The organism is Leptolyngbya sp. GGD (assembly GCF_026735145.1).
Classification (GTDB): Bacteria; Cyanobacteriota; Cyanobacteriia; order Leptolyngbyales; family Leptolyngbyaceae; genus Leptolyngbya; species Leptolyngbya boryana.
Genome location: NZ_JAPQKE010000003.1, coordinates 520,372 through 538,915, shown reverse-complemented (window position 1 = coordinate 538,915; position 18,544 = coordinate 520,372). Strand labels below are relative to the sequence as shown.

19 protein-coding genes and 2 tRNA genes are annotated in these 18,544 nt (G+C 47.3%); 6 read left to right on the top strand and 15 right to left on the bottom strand.

All coding sequences use genetic code 11. The annotated features are described in order from the left end of the window. Window position 1: 1 nt before the first annotated feature. Window positions 2–775, bottom strand: a complete 774-nt coding sequence (locus OU814_RS17480; protein WP_268184537.1) for a hypothetical protein — start codon at window positions 773–775, stop codon at window positions 2–4. A gap of 248 nt (window positions 776–1,023) precedes the next feature. On the opposite strand from OU814_RS17480, the gene phoU reads away from it, so the two are divergent. Further along, complete coding sequence (gene phoU, locus OU814_RS17475; RefSeq protein WP_017288001.1) at window positions 1,024–1,695, top strand: phosphate signaling complex protein PhoU; 672 nt, start codon at window positions 1,024–1,026, stop codon at window positions 1,693–1,695. 7 nt (window positions 1,696–1,702) lie between these two features. On the opposite strand, the gene OU814_RS17470 is transcribed toward phoU, so the two are convergent. From OU814_RS17470 to OU814_RS17455, 4 genes are all read right to left on the bottom strand, one after another. Beyond that, entirely contained in the window at window positions 1,703–2,368 is a 666-nt protein-coding gene (locus OU814_RS17470; RefSeq protein ID WP_017288000.1) for an FHA domain-containing protein, read from the bottom strand. 112 nt (window positions 2,369–2,480) lie between these two features. Next, window positions 2,481–2,570 (bottom strand) — tRNA-Ser (locus tag OU814_RS17465). A gap of 69 nt (window positions 2,571–2,639) precedes the next feature. Next, window positions 2,640–3,731, bottom strand: coding sequence for a phospho-N-acetylmuramoyl-pentapeptide-transferase (mraY, locus tag OU814_RS17460; protein ID WP_268184536.1), 1,092 nt, complete (start codon window positions 3,729–3,731; stop codon window positions 2,640–2,642). 83 nt (window positions 3,732–3,814) lie between these two features. Then, the gene (locus OU814_RS17455; RefSeq protein WP_017287998.1) at window positions 3,815–4,054 is read right to left on the bottom strand and encodes a DUF3134 domain-containing protein; all 240 of its coding nucleotides are present in this window, start codon (window positions 4,052–4,054) and stop codon (window positions 3,815–3,817) included. A gap of 295 nt (window positions 4,055–4,349) precedes the next feature. Here OU814_RS17455 and OU814_RS17450 point away from each other — a divergent pair, with 295 nt between their 5' ends. The 3 genes from OU814_RS17450 to OU814_RS17440 all read left to right on the top strand — a co-directional run bounded on the left by OU814_RS17450 (window position 4,350) and on the right by OU814_RS17440 (window position 6,795). Next, complete coding sequence (locus OU814_RS17450; RefSeq protein WP_190653702.1) at window positions 4,350–4,934, top strand: PAP/fibrillin family protein; 585 nt, start codon at window positions 4,350–4,352, stop codon at window positions 4,932–4,934. After that, a complete protein-coding gene (locus OU814_RS17445) occupies window positions 4,934–5,704 on the top strand; it encodes a PD-(D/E)XK nuclease family protein (RefSeq protein ID WP_190653701.1) in 771 nt (256 codons plus the stop codon). Before OU814_RS17450 ends, OU814_RS17445 begins: the two co-directional genes overlap by 1 nt. A 146-nt stretch (window positions 5,705–5,850) precedes the next feature. Continuing rightward, window positions 5,851–6,795: a CHAD domain-containing protein gene (locus OU814_RS17440; RefSeq protein ID WP_268184535.1), complete on the top strand. Its 945-nt coding sequence runs from the start codon at window positions 5,851–5,853 to the stop codon at window positions 6,793–6,795. Here OU814_RS17440 and OU814_RS17435 read toward each other — a convergent pair. The 8 genes from OU814_RS17435 to OU814_RS17400 all read right to left on the bottom strand — a co-directional run bounded on the left by OU814_RS17435 (window position 6,792) and on the right by OU814_RS17400 (window position 12,590). Beyond that, complete coding sequence (locus tag OU814_RS17435) at window positions 6,792–7,586, bottom strand: ABC transporter permease (RefSeq protein WP_017287994.1); 795 nt, start codon at window positions 7,584–7,586, stop codon at window positions 6,792–6,794. The genes OU814_RS17440 and OU814_RS17435 overlap by 4 nt on opposite strands. Continuing rightward, a complete protein-coding gene (locus OU814_RS17430; protein WP_017287993.1) occupies window positions 7,570–8,454 on the bottom strand; it encodes an ABC transporter permease in 885 nt (294 codons plus the stop codon). The genes OU814_RS17435 and OU814_RS17430 overlap by 17 nt, the downstream gene beginning before the upstream one ends. 12 nt (window positions 8,455–8,466) lie before the next feature. Next, the gene (locus OU814_RS17425) at window positions 8,467–9,567 is read right to left on the bottom strand and encodes an ABC transporter substrate-binding protein (protein WP_017287992.1); all 1,101 of its coding nucleotides are present in this window, start codon (window positions 9,565–9,567) and stop codon (window positions 8,467–8,469) included. Between the two features lie 10 nt (window positions 9,568–9,577). Continuing rightward, window positions 9,578–10,702 carry an ABC transporter ATP-binding protein gene (locus OU814_RS17420; RefSeq protein ID WP_326498315.1) on the bottom strand — a complete coding sequence of 375 codons (1,125 nt, stop codon included), beginning with the start codon at window positions 10,700–10,702 and terminating at the stop codon, window positions 9,578–9,580. Window positions 10,703–10,938: 236 nt separating this feature from the next. Then, on the bottom strand, window positions 10,939–11,544 hold the full coding sequence (locus OU814_RS17415) for a DUF3318 domain-containing protein (protein WP_017287990.1): 606 nt from the start codon (window positions 11,542–11,544) through the stop codon (window positions 10,939–10,941). Window positions 11,545–11,607: 63 nt separating this feature from the next. Continuing rightward, entirely contained in the window at window positions 11,608–11,736 is a 129-nt protein-coding gene (locus OU814_RS17410) for a hypothetical protein (protein ID WP_017287989.1), read from the bottom strand. 158 nt (window positions 11,737–11,894) lie between these two features. Further along, a complete protein-coding gene (psaJ, locus tag OU814_RS17405; protein WP_071596157.1) occupies window positions 11,895–12,020 on the bottom strand; it encodes a photosystem I reaction center subunit IX in 126 nt (41 codons plus the stop codon). 27 nt (window positions 12,021–12,047) lie between these two features. Next, on the bottom strand, window positions 12,048–12,590 hold the full coding sequence (locus tag OU814_RS17400) for a Photosystem I reaction center subunit III (RefSeq protein ID WP_268184534.1): 543 nt from the start codon (window positions 12,588–12,590) through the stop codon (window positions 12,048–12,050). A gap of 170 nt (window positions 12,591–12,760) precedes the next feature. Here OU814_RS17400 and tsaD point away from each other — a divergent pair, with 170 nt between their 5' ends. After that, window positions 12,761–13,801, top strand: coding sequence for a tRNA (adenosine(37)-N6)-threonylcarbamoyltransferase complex transferase subunit TsaD (gene tsaD / locus OU814_RS17395; protein ID WP_017287986.1), 1,041 nt, complete (start codon window positions 12,761–12,763; stop codon window positions 13,799–13,801). Here the strand turns inward: tsaD and OU814_RS17390 are convergent. Next, entirely contained in the window at window positions 13,798–14,373 is a 576-nt protein-coding gene (locus OU814_RS17390) for a hypothetical protein (RefSeq protein ID WP_017287985.1), read from the bottom strand. The genes tsaD and OU814_RS17390 overlap by 4 nt on opposite strands. A gap of 177 nt (window positions 14,374–14,550) precedes the next feature. Here OU814_RS17390 and OU814_RS17385 point away from each other — a divergent pair. Continuing rightward, window positions 14,551–14,624 (top strand) — tRNA-Asp (locus tag OU814_RS17385). A 564-nt stretch (window positions 14,625–15,188) separates the two neighbouring features. Here OU814_RS17385 and OU814_RS17380 read toward each other — a convergent pair. Then, window positions 15,189–18,392 (bottom strand): PriCT-2 domain-containing protein, encoded by a 3,204-nt coding sequence (locus tag OU814_RS17380; RefSeq protein ID WP_268184533.1) that lies wholly within the window; start codon window positions 18,390–18,392, stop codon window positions 15,189–15,191. Window positions 18,393–18,544: the final 152 nt, after the last annotated feature.

Sequence of the window (18,544 nt, the reverse complement as noted above, 5' to 3'; positions counted from 1 at the left end):
TTTAGAAGGGAATTTGGCTATTTTTACTGGGAAGGGCTTTCAAGTAATGCAGAAACTCGATCAGTTCATCCTCATCAAGCTCCGCACGGGTTTTCTTGCCGTATGTATCTTGCAAGTAAGTGCTGCCCTGTTTTTTCGTCCAGCCGATGCGCTCGATCTCAGTTCCAATCTGAGCGATCGCATCGGATAAGTCGATGGGTTCGGGTGCTGGAAAATCATCTTCCTCAAAATCGGGTGCAAAATCTGCTACAGGCGGCACAGGTTCGCGAGTAAATTCAAGAGGTTCAGATTTGATCTCGGGAAGATCGAAGTCTGGCACGGAAAATTCAAGCGCAGGGGCGATCGGATCTTCTTTCTTTTTGCGCGCGGGCTTTTTCGGTGCAACCCCTTCAGGAACCAACTCTTCAACGGGCGGCAACGGAATTTCTGCCATGGGGTCTAAGCTGGGTTCCACTTCTTTTGGCGCTTCCACCATTGGTCTAGATGGCACATCAAATGTCGCGGCACCGCCAGTTGGTGAAATTCCCAACACTTCCATCGCTCTGACTCTGGCTCGATCTTCTGCGACTTCAATCTTCTCGGCGGCAGCCATTCCGGTTGCCATGATCGCCGTTCCGACTTGCACGATCGCGCGAACGACAAATTGCCCATCCTGCACCTGCACCAGTTCTGAAATCAGCGCTCCTTGCGGAAATCGGCTCCGCAACTGAGCAAATAAACTATGTCCTTGGGAGTGAGATGCCAAATTGAGAGAATCTTCAGAGGAAGAGAACATAACAGGAGTGAGGTTCGCAATCATATCTATTGTAGGAAGAAGGGCAAACTGCCGCGACCATGAAAGTTTATAGGTTACAGGATCTCTCTCCAGATCGATCACTCTACAATAGAAAAAGAGTCAAAACGTTTTGTGTAATACCTGTCAAGATAAATTTCTCTTGTTATATTGAGGCGGCTGAAATTAACCGCTGTTCCTGATGTTCATTCGATACTCGGTTGTGTGTCCAAAATTTATCCCTCTAATTGATGCTGTATAGAAATGTGCCAGAAGGTCAGGAACCGATCCGTGTTCACTTCGAGCGTCAGATTAAACGCATTCAGCGTGATGTTTTGAGAATGGGCGCGTTAGTTGAACGCTCCTGCTGTCTAGCAAGAGAAGCTCTGTTCGATCGCAATCTTGAAGCGGCTGAGCAAATTAATAAACAAGATAAAAAAATCGATCGTCTCTATAAACAAATCGAACTCGATTGTGTGAATTTAATTGCGCTCCAGTCTCCGGTCGCGCAGGATTTGCGGCTGTTAAGTGCTCTGATGCAGTTAGTCCGAGATCTAGAACGAATTGGAGATTATGCCAAAAACTTAGGGGATGTCGCAGTGCAACTATTTCCCTATGCAGAATCACCTTACATGGGTCAGATTTTGCAAATGTTCGATCGCTGTCGTGCGATGTTAGCGTTGAGTCTAGAATCGTTGTCTGATCTGAATGCAGAATCCGGAATGGATGTGCGCCAGCGAGATGATGCGGTCGATTCTGACTATGAAACGCTTTACAACCTACTGGCGCGTCAGCAAGACGTAAAAGGCATTATCGAGCCAATTGTGCTGCAAATCCTGGTGATCCGCCATCTAGAACGAATGGCAGATCACGCTGCAAATATTGGCAAACGGGTGGCTTATATCGTGACTGGCAAACGGTGAGGATGGATTAGGTTTGAAAGAGAAACGAAATCTTATCGCCTTTGCCGAGTGAAATGCGATCGCCCGGTCTTAATCGATGCCGATTGCCCATCGGTAGGGGCGAATTATTAATATAAGTTCCGTTAGAACTGCCGACATCTTCAATGTAGTAGGTTTCACCTTCGACGCGAATGTCGGCATGAATCCGTGAAACGATCTCTGAGTTTGGAAACCCCGAAACATCAATGTCGGGTGGAATTTGATCGTTGGGTTTTCCGATATGCACCACAGTTAGACCTGGCGGGATTTCCACCACCGTGCTGGTTTGTAGATTTAACAAACGGGCGAAGGATTGCTGAAGCTGAGTTGCCAAGACTGGAGGCTGAATGGCGGCAGCTTCAGGGATTCTTTCAGCTTGGGTCGGTAGAAGAATCGGATCGGGCTGAACCAAAGGTTCAGGCACGATCGGTTCAGGCGATTCTAAGGGATCAGGCAGCGAAGATTCAGGAGTCGATAACATAGGAGCGCTCACAGATTTCAGGTGATAGCCGCACTGTCCACAGAAACTGGCATCCGCTTGCACGGTCGTGCCACAGCTTGGACAGGCGATCGAGACGGGCAAAGGCGTGTAACACGCTTCACATTGCACTGCACCGTCAGGATTAGCATGATTGCAATTGGGACAGACAATCATTTCGACAGGTTCCGATCAAAGGTGAATTTAATGATAGCTGCTAAAAATTTCAGCCGCGTTCGTAACTTGCAGTAGATACAAGTTTAAATCGGTTGATTACGGGATTTTAGAACGGAGAGAGAGGGATTCGAACCCTCGGTACGGTTCAAGACCGTACAACAGATTAGCAATCTGCCGCTTTCGACCACTCAGCCATCTCTCCAGAGTTGTCGAGTCACATCATAACAGCTTTTTGTGACTCGATCACAGTTTTTTGTGCAGATTTGAGAAATTAGTGAATTGCAAGACTGAATCCAGCCAGGACAGCCGCGATCGTATAAAACCAACCGACAACCTGTGTTTCTGTCCAGCCCGTCAATTCCAAATGGTTATGGAATGGAGACATCCTGAACAAACGCTTGCCGATGCCATTTGCATCTTTTGTGGCTTTGTAATATGTCACTTGAGCAATGACAGAGAGAGTTTCTAAGAAGAACAAGCCGCTCAGAATCAACAACGCGAACAGCGAATTCGTTAGTAATCCAACTGCCGCTAATGCGCCACCTAACGCCAGCGATCCAGTGTCTCCCATGAAGACTTTTGCCGGATTGCGATTGTGAACCAGGAAGCCGAGGCAACCTCCACTTAGGGACGCACAGAAGATACCTAAATCAGCATGCTCAGGTGCGATCAAAGCACCCAATCCCAACAGCGCGATCGCGACTGTTCCACCTGCCAATCCATCCATTCCATCAGTCAGATTCGTCGCATTGCTTTCTGCAACTAAAACGAAACAAGCCAACGCCCAAAAGAGCGATCCCAACGGCAGCACTAGACCCAACGGCAATGCGATCGAAGTGACGCTCGGATTTGTCAGGGCTAACCAGAGACAAAACGCAACTGCAAAGAAGATTTGCAGTCCCATTTTCATCCGCGGAGAAATGCCTTTGTTGGACTTGCGGCGAATGATTTGCCAATCGTCGAGAAAGCCGATCGCAGCGTACGCCATGGTCAATGCTGAAACGGCAATTACATTGCCCGAAAAATTAGACAAAATTAAACCCAGTGCAACCGCGATGGGAACAAAGAAGGCTCCTCCCATCGTCGGGGTTCCTGCCTTCTTCAAATGCGATTGTGGGCCATCTTCGCGAATAATCTGTCCAGCTTTCAGTGCCTTGAGGAAAGGCACAGCCCAAAAGCCGATCCCTGCCGTTGCCAGTCCACTCATCCACATGGGGAACGTCAGTGATGTATTCTGGCTCCAAACTCGTCCACTAAAATGATCCAGCGAGATTGCTGCGATCGTCATGCCAATCGTGAGTAGAAGGAACAGCTTCGTACCCGAAAAATTCAATGTCCTTCCTGTAAAAAGTTTTGCGTCCACAGGCTTCTCAATTCACTCCGCACATTTCACCACTTAATTATCAAATCAGGCACAAGATTCAGAAGAATCTCGCGCCTCATCGTCTAATCTTCTAAATCTAAATCATCATCGTCATCGTCTGTGTCAAAGGCACTGCTGCCTTCGCCATCCATCAGTTCATTGATCTCTTCTTCATCGTCTAGATAGTCGAAATCTGCATTGTCGCGTGCCAGAAGTCGTCCTGTGCTTTCTAACCAGTCGAGGATCGATGATTCCTGCTGCATCGGGATCACAGCGGCACGTTGGGTTCGAGGTTCTTGACGTAGAGAGGGGTTGTAAATCATTGAGCGGTTGTAACTCCAACAGTAGAGAGCTTCTACTTTATCTTAGATCGACCGAAACACCCAGAGTGTAACACTTACGGGTATAGCTGGCACATTGAATTTGCTTTTGCTTTCGCAAATTAGCAATATACGGTTTAGATTCAATGCATTTTCTACGTTTTTCTGAAATTGTCAAGCAAATAATTTCGGATTTTCGGATTTTTTGGATCAAGACTGAATTTAAGAAACTTTTTGAATCTGAAGCAGAGCCGTGGAGAGCGATTACGATTAATTCTGTTTACGCTAGGAGCGCATCATGATCGGGAAAGCTGCTTTACTCGAAGCGATCGCGGGAACGAATCGCGGCATTCTCGCCTCAGAGTCCGAAAAACAGGCAATTTTAGCGGCGATCGCTCAACTCGAAGATCGCAATCCTACCCCTCGCCCACTTGAAGCAATTCACTTACTTGATGGTAATTGGCGGTTAATTTACACGACCAGTCGCGGCATTTTGGGGATTGATCAATTTCCGTTGCTCAAATTGGGACAGGTTTATCAGTGTATTCACGCTCCCGAAGCGAAACTCTATAATATTGCGGAAGTTTCGGGCGTGCCGTTTTTAGAAGGAATCGTGGCTGTGGTTGCTCGCTTTCGTCGGATGACGGATCGCCGAGTCGATGTGAAATTTGAGCGATCGTTCATTGGTCTGCAACGCTTAATCGATTACCAATCTCCCAGTTACTTTATTCAACAGCTAGAATCCGAGAAGAAGTTTGCCGCGATCGATTTTCAGATCAAAGACCGGGATCAACAAGGATGGCTGGATGTGACCTATCTCGATGAGGATTTGCGGATCGGACGCGGCAATGAAGGCAGTGTGTTTGTTTTAACGAAGAACTAATGCGAATCTCTCAAGGACATTTGAATTTACTTGAATTGTGTCCGCGCAAATTTCAGCACACTTATATAGAGCAGTTGGGATCAGCAAATTCACCCGAGCAACAGGAGCGACTTGCAGCGGGAAGTCGATTTCATGCGCTGATGCAACAGTGGGAAATGGATTTACCGATCGAGCCTTTTCTGCAAGAAGATCCGCAACTTCGTCAATGGTTTCACGCTTTTACGGGTGCTGCTCCAACAATTCTTCAGATTGAGCGTCCTAGCTTTCGGGAGAGTGAGCATCTTCGGACGCTCGAATTCAATGGGCATTTATTGACTGTGGTCTATGATTTGCTACTTTTAACAGATTCAGCAGCGCAAATTTTAGATTGGAAGACTTATCCAAAACCAGCGCGAAAGGACTTATCACAAAACTGGCAGTCTCGCCTGTATCCATTCGTTTTAGCGGAGACGAGTGAATACGCACCAGAGCAGATTTCGATGACGTATTGGTTTTTCCAAGCGCAGGGAGCCGCTGAATCTCCTCAGAGCTTGAGATTCGCTTACAGTACGCAACAGCATAAGGAAACGCGGCAAAGCTTGCAGCAATTGTTAGCCCAGTTGGATGAATGGCTCGATCGCTATGAGACCAAAAATCAGCCTTTCCCGCAAATTCCACAAACCGAAGAATGTAGCGGATGTAGTTTTGCGGTGCGATGTCAGCGATCGACAGAAGCAGTCAATGCGGAAGTGTTCTTAAACTTGGCAGAGATCCAAGAGATTCCTTTATGAAAGAAGCTGAAATTTAGGATTCCGAAATATCTCTAAAACACCACTGAATGCGTCAGAACCGCAATCATTAACTTAAGTGAGATGTTTCTATTCTGGGAGTGACAGAGACTCAGAATAGAGGTGTATTCCCTTGATAAAAACTCGCCATGAATCTCCATATCCCACTGCAATCAGAAACGCTGAGTCACTTTGCTTATCGTGCGATCGAGAAACATTTCCGTAAAGCGATGAAGCACGAAGAAGAAGTTTTAGCGGATCAAGATCCAGAGGCACTGCATCAAATGCGAGTCGGACTGCGGCGACTGAGAACCGCAATTCAGGTTTTTGGATTTGTAGCAGATCTGCCAAAAGCCGCGAGTGAAGCAAAAATCCGTAAGTTTGCTCAAATTTTAGGTGCAGTGCGAGATGCAGATGTGTTGCAGCTTGAATTGAAGTCGCCCACTTTGCCGGAATCAGAGCAGAAAGAATTAAAACGGGCGTTGAAGAAACTCCAGAAGCAGCGATCGCGAGATTTCAAAAAACTGCAAAAGGCGTTGAAATCGCATGAATACAAGGCATTTCGGAAAGAAATGGAGAATTGGTTAGCGTTGCCACATTATCGGGTGATTGGGCAACTCCCAATTCAATCCGTTTTACCCGATGTCTTGATGCCTCTGATTCATGGCGTTCTGCTGCATCCCGCTTGGCTGATTGGACGAGAAGAATCTGGCAGATTTGCCCCAATTACAGCCGAATCGATTCGAGAACAATTGCAGCAGAACGCATCGCTCCACGATTTACGGAAGCAAATGAAACGGGTGCGCTATCAAACTGAGCTATTCACCGAGTTCTACGGAGAGGCTTACAAGGCTCAAGTTGAAAATTTCAAAGCGATTCAAGAGAGTTTGGGAGAGATTCAAGATAGCGTTGTGATGCAGGAGTTCTTAGAGAGCAGCTTGAAGCAAGCGATCGAGAAAACTTGTCCGATTTTTGCCGATCGCCTGCAAGAGAAAATCATCAACGCTTGGCAGCAATGGCGATCGCAACAAGAAAAATATCTCGACCCTTCATTCCGAATGCAGCTTCGGCGGACTGTACTAGAACCGACCTAAGTGAATCGCTTCTTCTCACCCTGGTAGCGAATCCCTTCAGCCAGTAGAGCGAGTCCACCTGAAATCACCAGCAAAACGACGCTCAATGCATTCATATCCGGTCTTACGCTGGTTCGGATTCGGCTGAAGATCTCCATCGGCAAAGTTGTAATCCCTCCACCTGCTGTAAAGCTTGCGATGAGAAAATCATCCATGCTCAACACGAAAGCTAGGAGACAGCCCGAGACGATCGCGGGCATTAACTGCGGCAGCAATACCATCACCAATGACTGCATCGGAGTTGCACCCAAATCTAACGCTGCTTCCTCCAGATGCGGGTCAAGATTGACAAGTCGTGTTGAAACGACTAATGCGATGTAAGCCAGGCAGAAAACGACATGGGCAGCCACGATTGTCCAAAGGCTCAGGGGTACTGCAATGACTGCTAAAAATACAAGGGTTGCAACTGCGATCGCGATATCAGGAATAATCAACGGCAAATAAGCTGCACCTTGAAATAACTTTTTGCCAAAGAACTGATATTTTGCAAGCCCGATCGCCAGTAAGGTTCCAATGACAGCTGCGATCGCAGTTGCCAAACTTGCAACTAACAAACTATCTCGAAGCGCTGAAAGAATTCGACTATCTTGGAAAAATTTGATGTACCAAGATAATGTAAATCCAGTCCACTGAGCACTGTTTGGAGCTTGATTAAAGCTGTAGAACGCGAGCACTGATAGCGGTAAATACATAAAGCCAAACATCAGCAAGGTAAACCCTGCTGAGATGCGATTTCTAAATTGACTTTGCATTCTGATCTCCGTATTTAATGAGCAGTGCGATCGCAATACTGACGATTAAAATCAGCATCATGCTCAAAGCTGAGCCATATCCCCAATTCTGCGTTGCACCTAGGAATTGGTCATAAACGACACGCGCCGCAGTTCGGCTCGATGTTCCGCCTAATAGCTCTGGATTGATAAAGTCTCCTAGCGCCGTGATGAATACCAGCAAACCTCCAGCAATAATGCCCGGAAAGCATTGGGGGACAGTCACTTTCCAGAACGCTTGTTGAGGGGTTGCGCCTAAGTCTGCGGCGGCTTCTAACAATCGTCGATCGAGCTTTTCTAACGAGGCATAGAGAATCAGAACCATGTAAGGCAATAAACCATAGGTCATGCCGATCAGGACTGCGATCGGTTGATTTAATAAATCTAAAGTCGGTAAACCGAGACTCATCAAAAAGCTATTGAGTACGCCAGTTCGACGCAGAATGCTAATCCAGGCATACGATCGCAACAGCGAAGATGTCCAAAGTGGCAATGTAAAGCCCATTAAGATGAGATTTTGCCAGCGTTTGGGAGAAGTGAGAGCAATCCAATAGGCGACGGGAAAGCCGAGGACAAGACAAGCGATCGTTGTGCCGGATGCGAAGAGGAACGATCGCCAAAGAGCAGGGAAACTCTCAGGCTGAAAAATCCGCAAGTAATTCTCCAATCCTGATGGATTCACGACATCGCCCGGTTTGATGTTGGGAACAAGGCTCAATTGGAAAATAATCAGGGTCGGAACAATCAACAGCAACAATAGCCAAAGTCCCGCAGGCGAGAGCATCAAGACTGGCTGCAACCAGCGAGGAGAGCTAGAGGTAGAGGATTCAGAAATCGAGGGCGCTTTCATAGTTTAATATCCTCAGCTACTCGTGAGTTTCGTCCAATATCGTTCGTAGGCTTCTAGCGTTTCCCGCTCTACGGGTGCGATCGATTCGGATCTATTCAACAACTCCATCGCGGGGAACAAGCTAGAATTTGACCGAATCGCTTCAGGGAGTTGAGCAATGCCAGCTTGATTGGTCGTTGCAAAGGATAACCGTTCTGTCATTTTGGCGGCGACTTCAGGCTGAAGCATAAACTCCAACCAAGCGTAAGCTCCATCAGGGTTGGGAGCCGTTTTGGGAATCACCATCGTATCTGTCCAGAGAGAAGTGCCACTGCTCGGGATGACATATTTCAACTTTGGATTGTCTTTCATTGCCAGTGCCGCATCTGAGGAGTAAGCCATCGCGATCGACAAATCTCCAGCAATTAATTGATCCCGCCAGGCATCGGTTGTGAAAGTCGCGATCGCAGGTTTCAATTCTTGTAGCCGATCGTATGCTTTTTTCAATTCGGCTGGGTTGGTGGAATTGTAGGAGAATCCAAGCGATCGTAACGTTGCTCCTAACACTTCCCGCACATCATTCATCAAGGTCATGCGTCGCATCAACTTCTCTTTGTTCTCCCACAGATAGTTCCAATCTTTGGGTGCATCCTTGATTTTTTCACTGTTATAGATCAATCCGGTCGTTCCCCAACTCATCGGCACACTGTAACGATTGCCGGGGTCATGTAGTGAGGTTTGAAAACGCGGAATCAGATGACGGAGGCTTTCTAACCGTAAGTGATCAAGCTGGCTCAAATAGCCGAGCTTACTCATCTGAGTCACTTTATAGTCCGATGGATAAATGACGCTATAGATTTTTGCTTTTCCGGCTTGGAAAGCTGCCAACATCGTCTCGTTAGAATCAAACACATCAAACTTAACTTTGATCCCTGTCTTGGCTTGAAATGCATCGACGAGTTCTTGATCAATGTAATTCGACCAAGTGTAGATATTGAGTTCATCGGAAGACTGCACGATCGCCTGATCAGTCTGAACTTTTGCTAATGTCCAACCACAACTTGACAGCGCAAACCCTGAAACTCCTGCGGCTGCAGTTTTGATGAATCGGCGACGAGAGGCACAATAGGACATAACTGCCTCCTTACAACTCAGATAACGCTAAACTGTCGGCTGCATCCCAAGACACATAGAGTGGAGCGTCTGCGTTTGGAAGTTTAGGTGATTTTGGCTGACGCACAATCACACGATCGCCAGAGTTCAGGGCTATCACGCAATAGACATGAGTTCCCAGATACATCACATCTTGCAATCTGCCTTCAAAGCAGTTTGCTGCTGCTTGAGGAGCTAGACTAATCTGGATTTTCTCAGGACGTACGCTCACCGTGACCCAGCCAGAAGTCAGGGATTTCGAGGCAGTATCCTGCTGGACGGTCATTTTGATACCCGTCTCGGTTCTAATCCAAAGCGTCTCAGGATGTGCGCCTTCAATCTTGCCGCGAAATAGATTCGTATCCCCAATGAAATCTGCAACAAATGAAGTGCGTGGACGATCGTAAATTTGCTCAGGCGTTCCCACTTGCTCAACTTTCCCCAAGTTCATCACGGCAATGCGATCGGATAATGACAACGCTTCTTCCTGATCATGCGTCACCATCACAAAGGTCATGCCTAATTCTCGATGTAACGTTGCGAGTTCAACCTGCATCTCTTTGCGTAACTTCAAATCTAATGCGCCTAGCGGTTCATCGAGCAGCAGAACGGCGGGGCGATTGACTAAAGCACGGGCAACGGCGACTCGTTGTTGTTGTCCACCGGAGAGCTGCGCTGGAAATCGATTGGCAAGCGCTTCGAGCTTGACTAATTTCAACGCATCTCGAACTCGATCTTGAACTTCTGATCGCGAACATTTCTGAATTTTCAGCCCAAATGCAATATTTTCTGCGACGGTCATATGACCGAACAGGGCGTAGCTCTGAAAGACTGTATTGGCAGGACGTTTGTACGGTGGGACATTCGACATCGAGCGATCGCGGATCAAAATCTCGCCCGAGGTCGGATGCTCAAATCCCGCAATCATCCGCAGCGTCGTCGTTTTACCACAACCAGACGGCCCTAAGATACTAAAAAACTCGCCGCGCCGAATGCCCAAATCAATACTGCGAACCGCAGGTTCACCGTGATAAACTTTGGTGACGTTTCGCAACTCGACATCTAAGCTGACATCAATGCTGCGAGAGGGTGGAGTTTGGGTTGCCATGTGAGACATAAAATATGCTGCCCTGCGATCGTGGGTCACTGACGGCGCGATTGTCCGTCATTTCCGCAACAAACCCATAGTATCCAGAAACTTTGAATTCGGAGCAGTCCGTGAATTCATGCCTTCAATCATGAAGTCTTTATTTCCAGTGGGGTCGTATTGCTAAAGTTCCCTGCCCCGATCTCAAATTCCTAAGTGATTTCCCGGAGTTCACCGCAATTTAACTCTCCCAGTCATTGGGTAGATCATTCGCTTCTCAACTCGTCAGGAATGCCAACGGGAGAAAGTCCCCCAATGGCTCTCAAACCTTGACATCGCAGTAATTCCACAAAACTCAACATGCGCCCTTCATTTTGGGCGACAGCTTCGATCGCACTCAACAAAGCCCGTGCCGCTTCAGTTTCTGTATAGCCTCGTCGTTGAGCAATTTTCAGCGCTTGTTCATCCGCTTCGAGTTCCATCCGTGAGCTGCGGTTATTCCGCCAAATTTGAAAGAGTGCGATCGCGCTTAATCCACTTGCCGCTGCAACTCCCACAAAATCCTGCTGAGCAAGTTCAACCCCCAATCCGATCGCGCCTAATGCGGTCAGTCCTAACATTGGGGTCGGTTGAAACCATTTAATATTGCTACTCCAACTGACCGTTCGCAAGATCAGGAGATCACGCTGAGATCGCGACAACCGACTCCAAAGGTCGAAATTAATATAAACCGGGCGATCCCTGCCCCAGGGTAACGGTGCAGGAGTATCAATGAACGATCGCTGATCTGGCTTACTGACCAACTTGACAAACATCCGACCCGATGCGGGCATCACGTCTAACAATCGTCTAATCTCAAGCTCAGGATTCATAACGGCAGGCAATACGCGACACGCCTCAAAGTATAAGCGAATCAGCGTATTGCCTGTAAGTTTCTAATGCATCAAATACAGCAGATCAGGCGAAACCCAGTTAATCAAAATAAATAAAGTCAAAAAGAAGCTAACAGTTGCAATCCCTAGAATTGAGGAAAGCGAGAGAAATCTGAGAAAACCAGAAGACATAAGCGGCTCCAATATATTAAGGACGCTTACACCTTAAAAAAATTGCGACTACGAATCATCAACCCAATGAAGACCCCTCACTCTACTAATGGATAGATTTCAACAAAAATGCGCGATCACAGAAGTCGATCGCGCATTCAAAAAAGTTCCAAATCCGCTTATCTCGGATGAGACAGCAAATCAGGGAAGAACCGATTAAATTCAATCAAAAGACCTGCAGTAAAAGTCAACCACAGTGCAGTCGCTACAGGAGCCGATGAAAGATATCTCAGAAGACCAGACATGGATGAACCTCCAAAACGTGAAGAAAATTAGCGTGCTCGGTTTTGTGAAGCCGCAGGTGCTTGCTTATTCGCTTGAGCCAATAGGACAGAATCTGCTCCAACTGGAACATTTCCGTCACGCTCGGTCAATTCGCCGCTCAGCAACTCTTTCACTGCCAATAAAGGCCATAAAGCAGCCCCCAACATGCAGGAGATTGCCAAAGGCACATTGATAATGATTTCGTTTTCTTCAGGCTTACCTGTCTTCTTAACGGCTTGGAGATAAGAGCGACCTGCCCAACCGATCCAGCCCGTAATCAGCAAGAACAGAATGCCAGGAATGGTGAATTCGCCAGCATGTGCCAGGTTGCCATCCGCGATCAAGTGAGGTAGACCATCATCCTTGCCGCATAGCAAATCGGAATACTGCTCAAAACGACGCTGCGCGCTGGCGCTAGTCGAATCTTTCATTCGTTGAACGAACACAGGATTGTCGCCACACCGAGTCAAATTGTAGGCGTGAGCAGGCTGAGGGTTGGCAAAGCCCAATCCTAGGAAAAGAACGAGAACTAGAGCAAACAATCGTTGCATGGAATTGTTTCCCTTTATTTACGAATTACAAAGAAAAGTTGTGTCAAAAACGAAGTTGATTTTTCCACAAATGGGGGTGAATCCAACAGAGCGCTAAACTAGGAAATCAGCTTAGCTCACTCTAATTCGAGCGACTGCTAAAGTCACCTACTCCCAAAACCTACCAGCAAATGGCAACGGTCTTAGCAATTGAAACAAGTTGTGACGAAACTGCGGTGGCAATCGTAAAAAATCGTCACATTCTCAGCAGCATTGTGTCGTCTCAAATCGCGATTCACCAGAAATACGGCGGGGTTGTTCCTGAAGTTGCTTCACGGCAACATGTGGAAATGGTCAATTTAGCGATCGCTCAAGCCCTTGAAGCATCCGGCATAACCTGGTCAGAAATCGATGCGATCGCTGGCACTTGTACGCCCGGACTCGTCGGTGCACTTTTAGTGGGATTGACTGCCGCCAAGACTTTAGCGATCGTCCATCAAAAGCCCTTTATTGGTGTACATCACCTAGAAGGGCACATTTACGCCTCCTACCTCAGTGATCCCCATCTCGAACCGCCCTTTCTCTGTCTTCTCGTCTCTGGCGGACATACCAGCCTAATCTACGTCAAAGACTGCGGCAAATATGAAGTGTTAGGACAGACCCGGGACGATGCCGCAGGTGAAGCGTTTGATAAAGTTGCTCGCTTATTGAATCTGGGCTATCCAGGCGGCCCAGTTATTGATCGGTTGGCGGCAGAGGGCAATCCGCGCGCTTTTGCCCTACCTGAAGGTCAGATCTCTTTACCTGAAGGTGGCGTTCATCCTTATGATTCAAGTTTTAGCGGCTTAAAGACAGCGGTTTTGCGGCTGACTCAAAAATTGCAGGCAACTGGTGAACCGATCCCCATTGCCGATCTCGCGGCTAGTTTTCAAGCAACCGTGGTACGAGCCTTGACGAAACGAGCGATCGCCTGCGCTAAAAATTACGGACTAAACACAATTGCAGTCGGCGGGGGTGTTGCAGCCAATCGAGGATTGAGAGCAGAACTTCAAGCGGCGGCTGAACCGCATCAGATTAAAGTTTTATTTCCGCCGATGAAATTCTGTACAGATAACGCTGCCATGATTGGATGTGCCGCAGCGGAGCATTTTGATCGGGGGCATACATCAGACTTTGCGATCGCAGCACAGTCCCGTTTGCCACTATCCGAGGTCATGACCCTCTACGCTTAATTCTCAATCACAAGCTCCCATTCCCCTGCCTGAGCATTCCAATCGGGTCGCTCAGTCTCTCCGACGACAAACGGCCCCCAATACCGTTGTGAGCCATCCTGAGCGAAGGCAACCACGACATCACCTCGTTTCAGTCGAATTGATCGCTGCGGCAACGACACTAATAATCCGGTTTGGCTGCCTTCTTGCGGCGCAAAATCCCAGTGCGCCGGAAGTGCAAAACCGCTCTGCGGTGAACCTGACTTGAGATTTGCCTCTTTTGGTTGTCGCGAAAGCAGCGCAACTCGGATCGGATAATCTGATCGATTGCGAATTCTAAGATTGCCTTGTTTTGCAGCAATTGCTGTCGCATCAGGCTTCTCAATTTTTACAGGTGTAACTAGTTCACCTGAAGGAGATTCATCCGTTGTGATCATCGGCACAGAATTTGGCGCAGCGGGCGTGATCGAAATCTCGATTGCAAATAATTTCATCAGAACCGCGCCCACAATTCCGATCAAAACGATCGCAGCCAAAGCAACTTGCAGTGCAACTCTCCCAGTCGGACGAGATCCCGATTTTATTTCTTTCATCACCTGTGCCTAGCTCGTGTCAATCTTCCTACTTCAGTAATAACAAGGGAATTTGAGATCGGGGCAGAAATTTTTATTGAGGTTGAAGAAGCACGCCAAAAAAATCTTTGTAATTTGTTTGACAAATCTACTAAAACACTGCAATATAGAAATCGCGCCACACAAACGCGCAAATCTGGGACTGTAGTTCAATTGGTTAGAGCACCGCCCTGTCACGGCGGAAGTTGCGGGTTCGAGCCCCGTCAGTCCCGTAGAAATAGTCAAGAGTTCCTTCAGGAATCTCTACACGTCACCCTTAATCTGTCCCAAATCTGTCCCAAACATTAACAGATTTGACTATCGTTCAAAAGCTCTTTGAGGTCAACCGTGAAAATCGGGCGGTGCTCTAACCAATTGAACTACAGTCCCAGAGTTGCGCTTTGTTTGTGTGGCGCAGTTTCTATATTGCAGTATTTCAAATTGTAATGGTGGTGATTTTTAAGGGTACTGATTTTTAAGGGTAACTCAGGTAACTCAGGTAACTTTTGCCTGAAACTGTTGCTGTGAGAAGGTTTCAGCAGTTACATGCCGAGGTAACTTTTCATGCTGAAAAAAGTAACTTTCTAGATTTTAAAGCGGGGGGCTTTTGCCTAAACCCTATATACAGAAAGCATTTCAGAAAGTTACCTCTTGAAATAAGAAAAGTTACCTTCCCAGTTTCGAGAGAAGGTAACTTTCTGAATTTACGGCGGTAACTTGCTGATCGAAGTCTGCTCTTAATCCCGCGTGACTGCCGGGAATTGAGCAGACTTCGATCAGTTCAAAAAACGTCTGGCTTAGACTGCAATAGCCTCCATCGGTCGCATCGGTGCTAAGTCGTAAAAATGGACGGGGTTCGGAACGCCATCGATCTTAACTTTCCACTCTCGTTTACTGCCAGGGGTTTCGAGAACAGTGGCAGGTTTCCATACGCTGAAATCAAGAGCTAGGATGCGATCGTTCTTCCTGGGTTGCCACCCGTCCGGCAACCCAGGAAGAACGACTTTTTGAGCTTCAACAGGTCGAGCTTCAATCTCTGTCCAACCGTCCGGTTGACCTGCCTTCTCTGGCTCGACTTCAGGCGTTTCAATCGTTTCGGCTTCCGGCTGATCTTGCTCCTCTGATTCTTGATTCGGTAGTAGTCGAGCCGGGATTAAAACACACTTCCGAGATAGTATTTTCTTCGGTTCTTGTGGTGGATTCGATTCGCGTTGCTCGTATTCAGATTTGCGCTCGAACTCTGCCTTAGCCCGAAGGTAGTCGTTCCAAGTGAGCTTTGTATCGACAAACTTCTGAACCTTGCCAACTTCTCCGCCTGCTGCCTGAATCAAAGCATTTAGCCCCTGTCTTGAGTAATTGGGGGTAAATCGTTGCTCAAACTTGCCCCAAACAGAAGCCAAATCGACCGCAAGGTAAGAGTTACCTTGATACTTGACCATTCTGGCGTTCCAAGCTCCAATCTCGTTATCTGCTCTCAAGGTGCTAAGTTTTTCAAGGAAGTCAGCTAGTGAGTCCCTTGTAGAGTCATAACCACTCATTTGGGGAATGAAATTTTCAATGCAGAACTTCCTGTAATCGAATTCGTACCGGGCTTTCTCCAGAAACTTTTCAGTAAAGAAGATGTTGAGCGCTAACGATTCTTTGATTCTGGAGTCAATATCTTTCATTAACGGAGAAAGATATATGCAGATTTCTCGAAACGCTGCATGGTCGTATTGAATTGAGACAAGCTGAGAGAATCCTGCCGAAGCATTATCGATCGCGTCTTTCAGTTCGTTCTCGTAATCCTTGTTGAACTCGCCTTTTTTGAATGAGCTCATTAGCAATCGAGTTATCAAAGCACCCGCTTTGTCTCCAATCGCGAGATTCGACGTAAACAGGGCGCAAGTATGCGGCACTTGGTTGTTCCCTCTAACCATTCGAGAAAAACCGCCGTAACTATTCCAAAGAATTTTCTCTAGTAATTCTTTGTTTTTCTGCTGTTCTTTACCCGGCTTGATTGGATCGTCTACAAGAAAAGGCAGGCATCCCAGTGATTTGAAGTACTCGTATAGTGATGACTCGGTAAAGCTTGAGATCGTAAAACGGTGCATTCCAGCTAAAGAAACCGCGATCGTCGCTGAAAGAGTCTTACCTGCGTGTTTTTCCCCATATATCCAGGACTGAGGAAAATAATTCAAATAGCTCATCACAACATCCCTATGAAGGATGGCTGAACCTTGTCCAAGATCTCGCAGCACAAAACCAAATGCCTCCGGACTAAAGAAGTTTTTCGCTGCCAGAACAAGACGGTTCAGGGCATCTGGATCTTGTGCCGCAATTTTGGGAGACGGAATCTTTTCCGTCTCACCTAGAGAGTGGTTGAACACCCACAGCGACTCCGATTCGCTGGTAGTTGTGCCGTCCGCTTTGAATTGGCAGTTTTCAAGAACCCAAGTTCCGTCGTCTTGCTTTCCGACACGATCGGCTAGTTTGTAGAGTTGTCCGCCATCCCTTTCGTATTTTGTTCTTCGATCGCGCAACAACTTTTGCAGGTCTTCAATCTTTAGAATGCAGAAAATATCGCGTTTTAGCTCTCGTTTTAGAGCGTCTGCAAAATCCTGAATTCTTGTGGTTTCACTTGATCGGATCAAAACTTCCTTGCTAACAATTTTCGATCCTTGAATCTGCACAATTTTCAAAACAGATCCCCCACCGTCCGATCCAGATAGAATCTTTGAAAACGTGAAGTCAAAGTCAGTAAAAGGCGTAAAACGCTTGAACACAGCCTTTTTGTCTTTCCCTACTCCTTCTTCTCGATCAAAAACGAAATTAGGATCTTCTTCAGCCTGCTTCAACAGAGCTTTGTGGAGCGGCGAGTCAAAAACAGCAAATTCCTCATTGCTAACCTCTTTACCCTTAATCGTTTTTGTCCAGGAGCCGATCTGCGAATTGTACGAGGGCAAGCATTGAACTAGACCTTGTTTTGGAGTTTGTTCTGCCGTAACCCCAATGCTCGAAGATTTTTCGCTTGACGTAAATTGATCATGAGATCGCTCTTTCTTCGGAAACTTAAACTTGTGTTTTTTGGCAATTCCAAAAATCACCCCTGGATCGCCTTTTTTGCCTTGAAAACTTTTCCACCTGGATTCCATTTGCTTGCTGTCGTAACTTGAACCACCCGCGCTCCAATCATCCCAAACGCTCATTGGATAGCCCATACCGCAGAGCGCCATACCGATCGCAATCCAGTCGTTGTAATCACAGTTGGGATCGATCGTATTGAGCGCAGTGAGAATTAACCCCTCTTGCTCTTGCTCTCCCTTGTTAGATTTCCAGCTTTCCCATTGCTGTCTCGCCTGCTCTGCTTGTTTCGCCTGCTCTGCTTCAATTTCCCGATTCCAAGAGATTGCGTCCTCAAAGAACGATTCAGGCAGCGCTTTCGAGTCTTCGATCAAGAATGGCTTTCTACCCGGCGCACCATAGAAGAATCGGCAAGCGTCCTTGCAAGCAGGGTCGGCTACGTCGCTCTCTCCTGGCTTGTCTTGATTGATCAAGTGAGCGAGGTAGCGATTGGCGATTCTGATATTTTCCCAACCCTCGATCGCTTTGGGAAAGCGGAAGACTAAGCGGAATTTATGCCAGTCCTCGGTGTGGCTTGCCGAGGGAATGCCCAAGCAGCAATGCTCTTTAACAAGCGGATGGTCTAACGCTTCCTCGATCGTCATCTGGTGAAGGTAAACTTTTTCGCCTTCCCTTTTCACCTGATTGTCAACGTCGATCGCGCCTACTTCTGCGTAGTTCGCTTTGTTTTGCCAACGTGGTTGATTCTTGTCAAGAATGGCAGGCATCCAGGCACACCCCTGGTCGCCGATCCAGTTTGCAAGCTCGGATACTGTCAGGTCACAGGGAGTCCAGTGGCTTGCCGCGCTGAATTTTGACGGCTCGGCTTTCCCTGTTAGCATCAGCGAGTGCAAGCCAACTTTGATCTTTTCCGTTGCTGAAATATTGCTGTATCGCATACAATTAGCTCAGTCTTTTACTGAAGCCCGTTTGCGTCTCGGTTTGCAAACGGGCATTTACATGCGATTTTTTTCCTTAGCTCGCTCCTCGCCTAAGAGCGCGACCACGCGGACTTAACCCGTGGCGATAGCTTTTTGAATTTAGGGAGCCA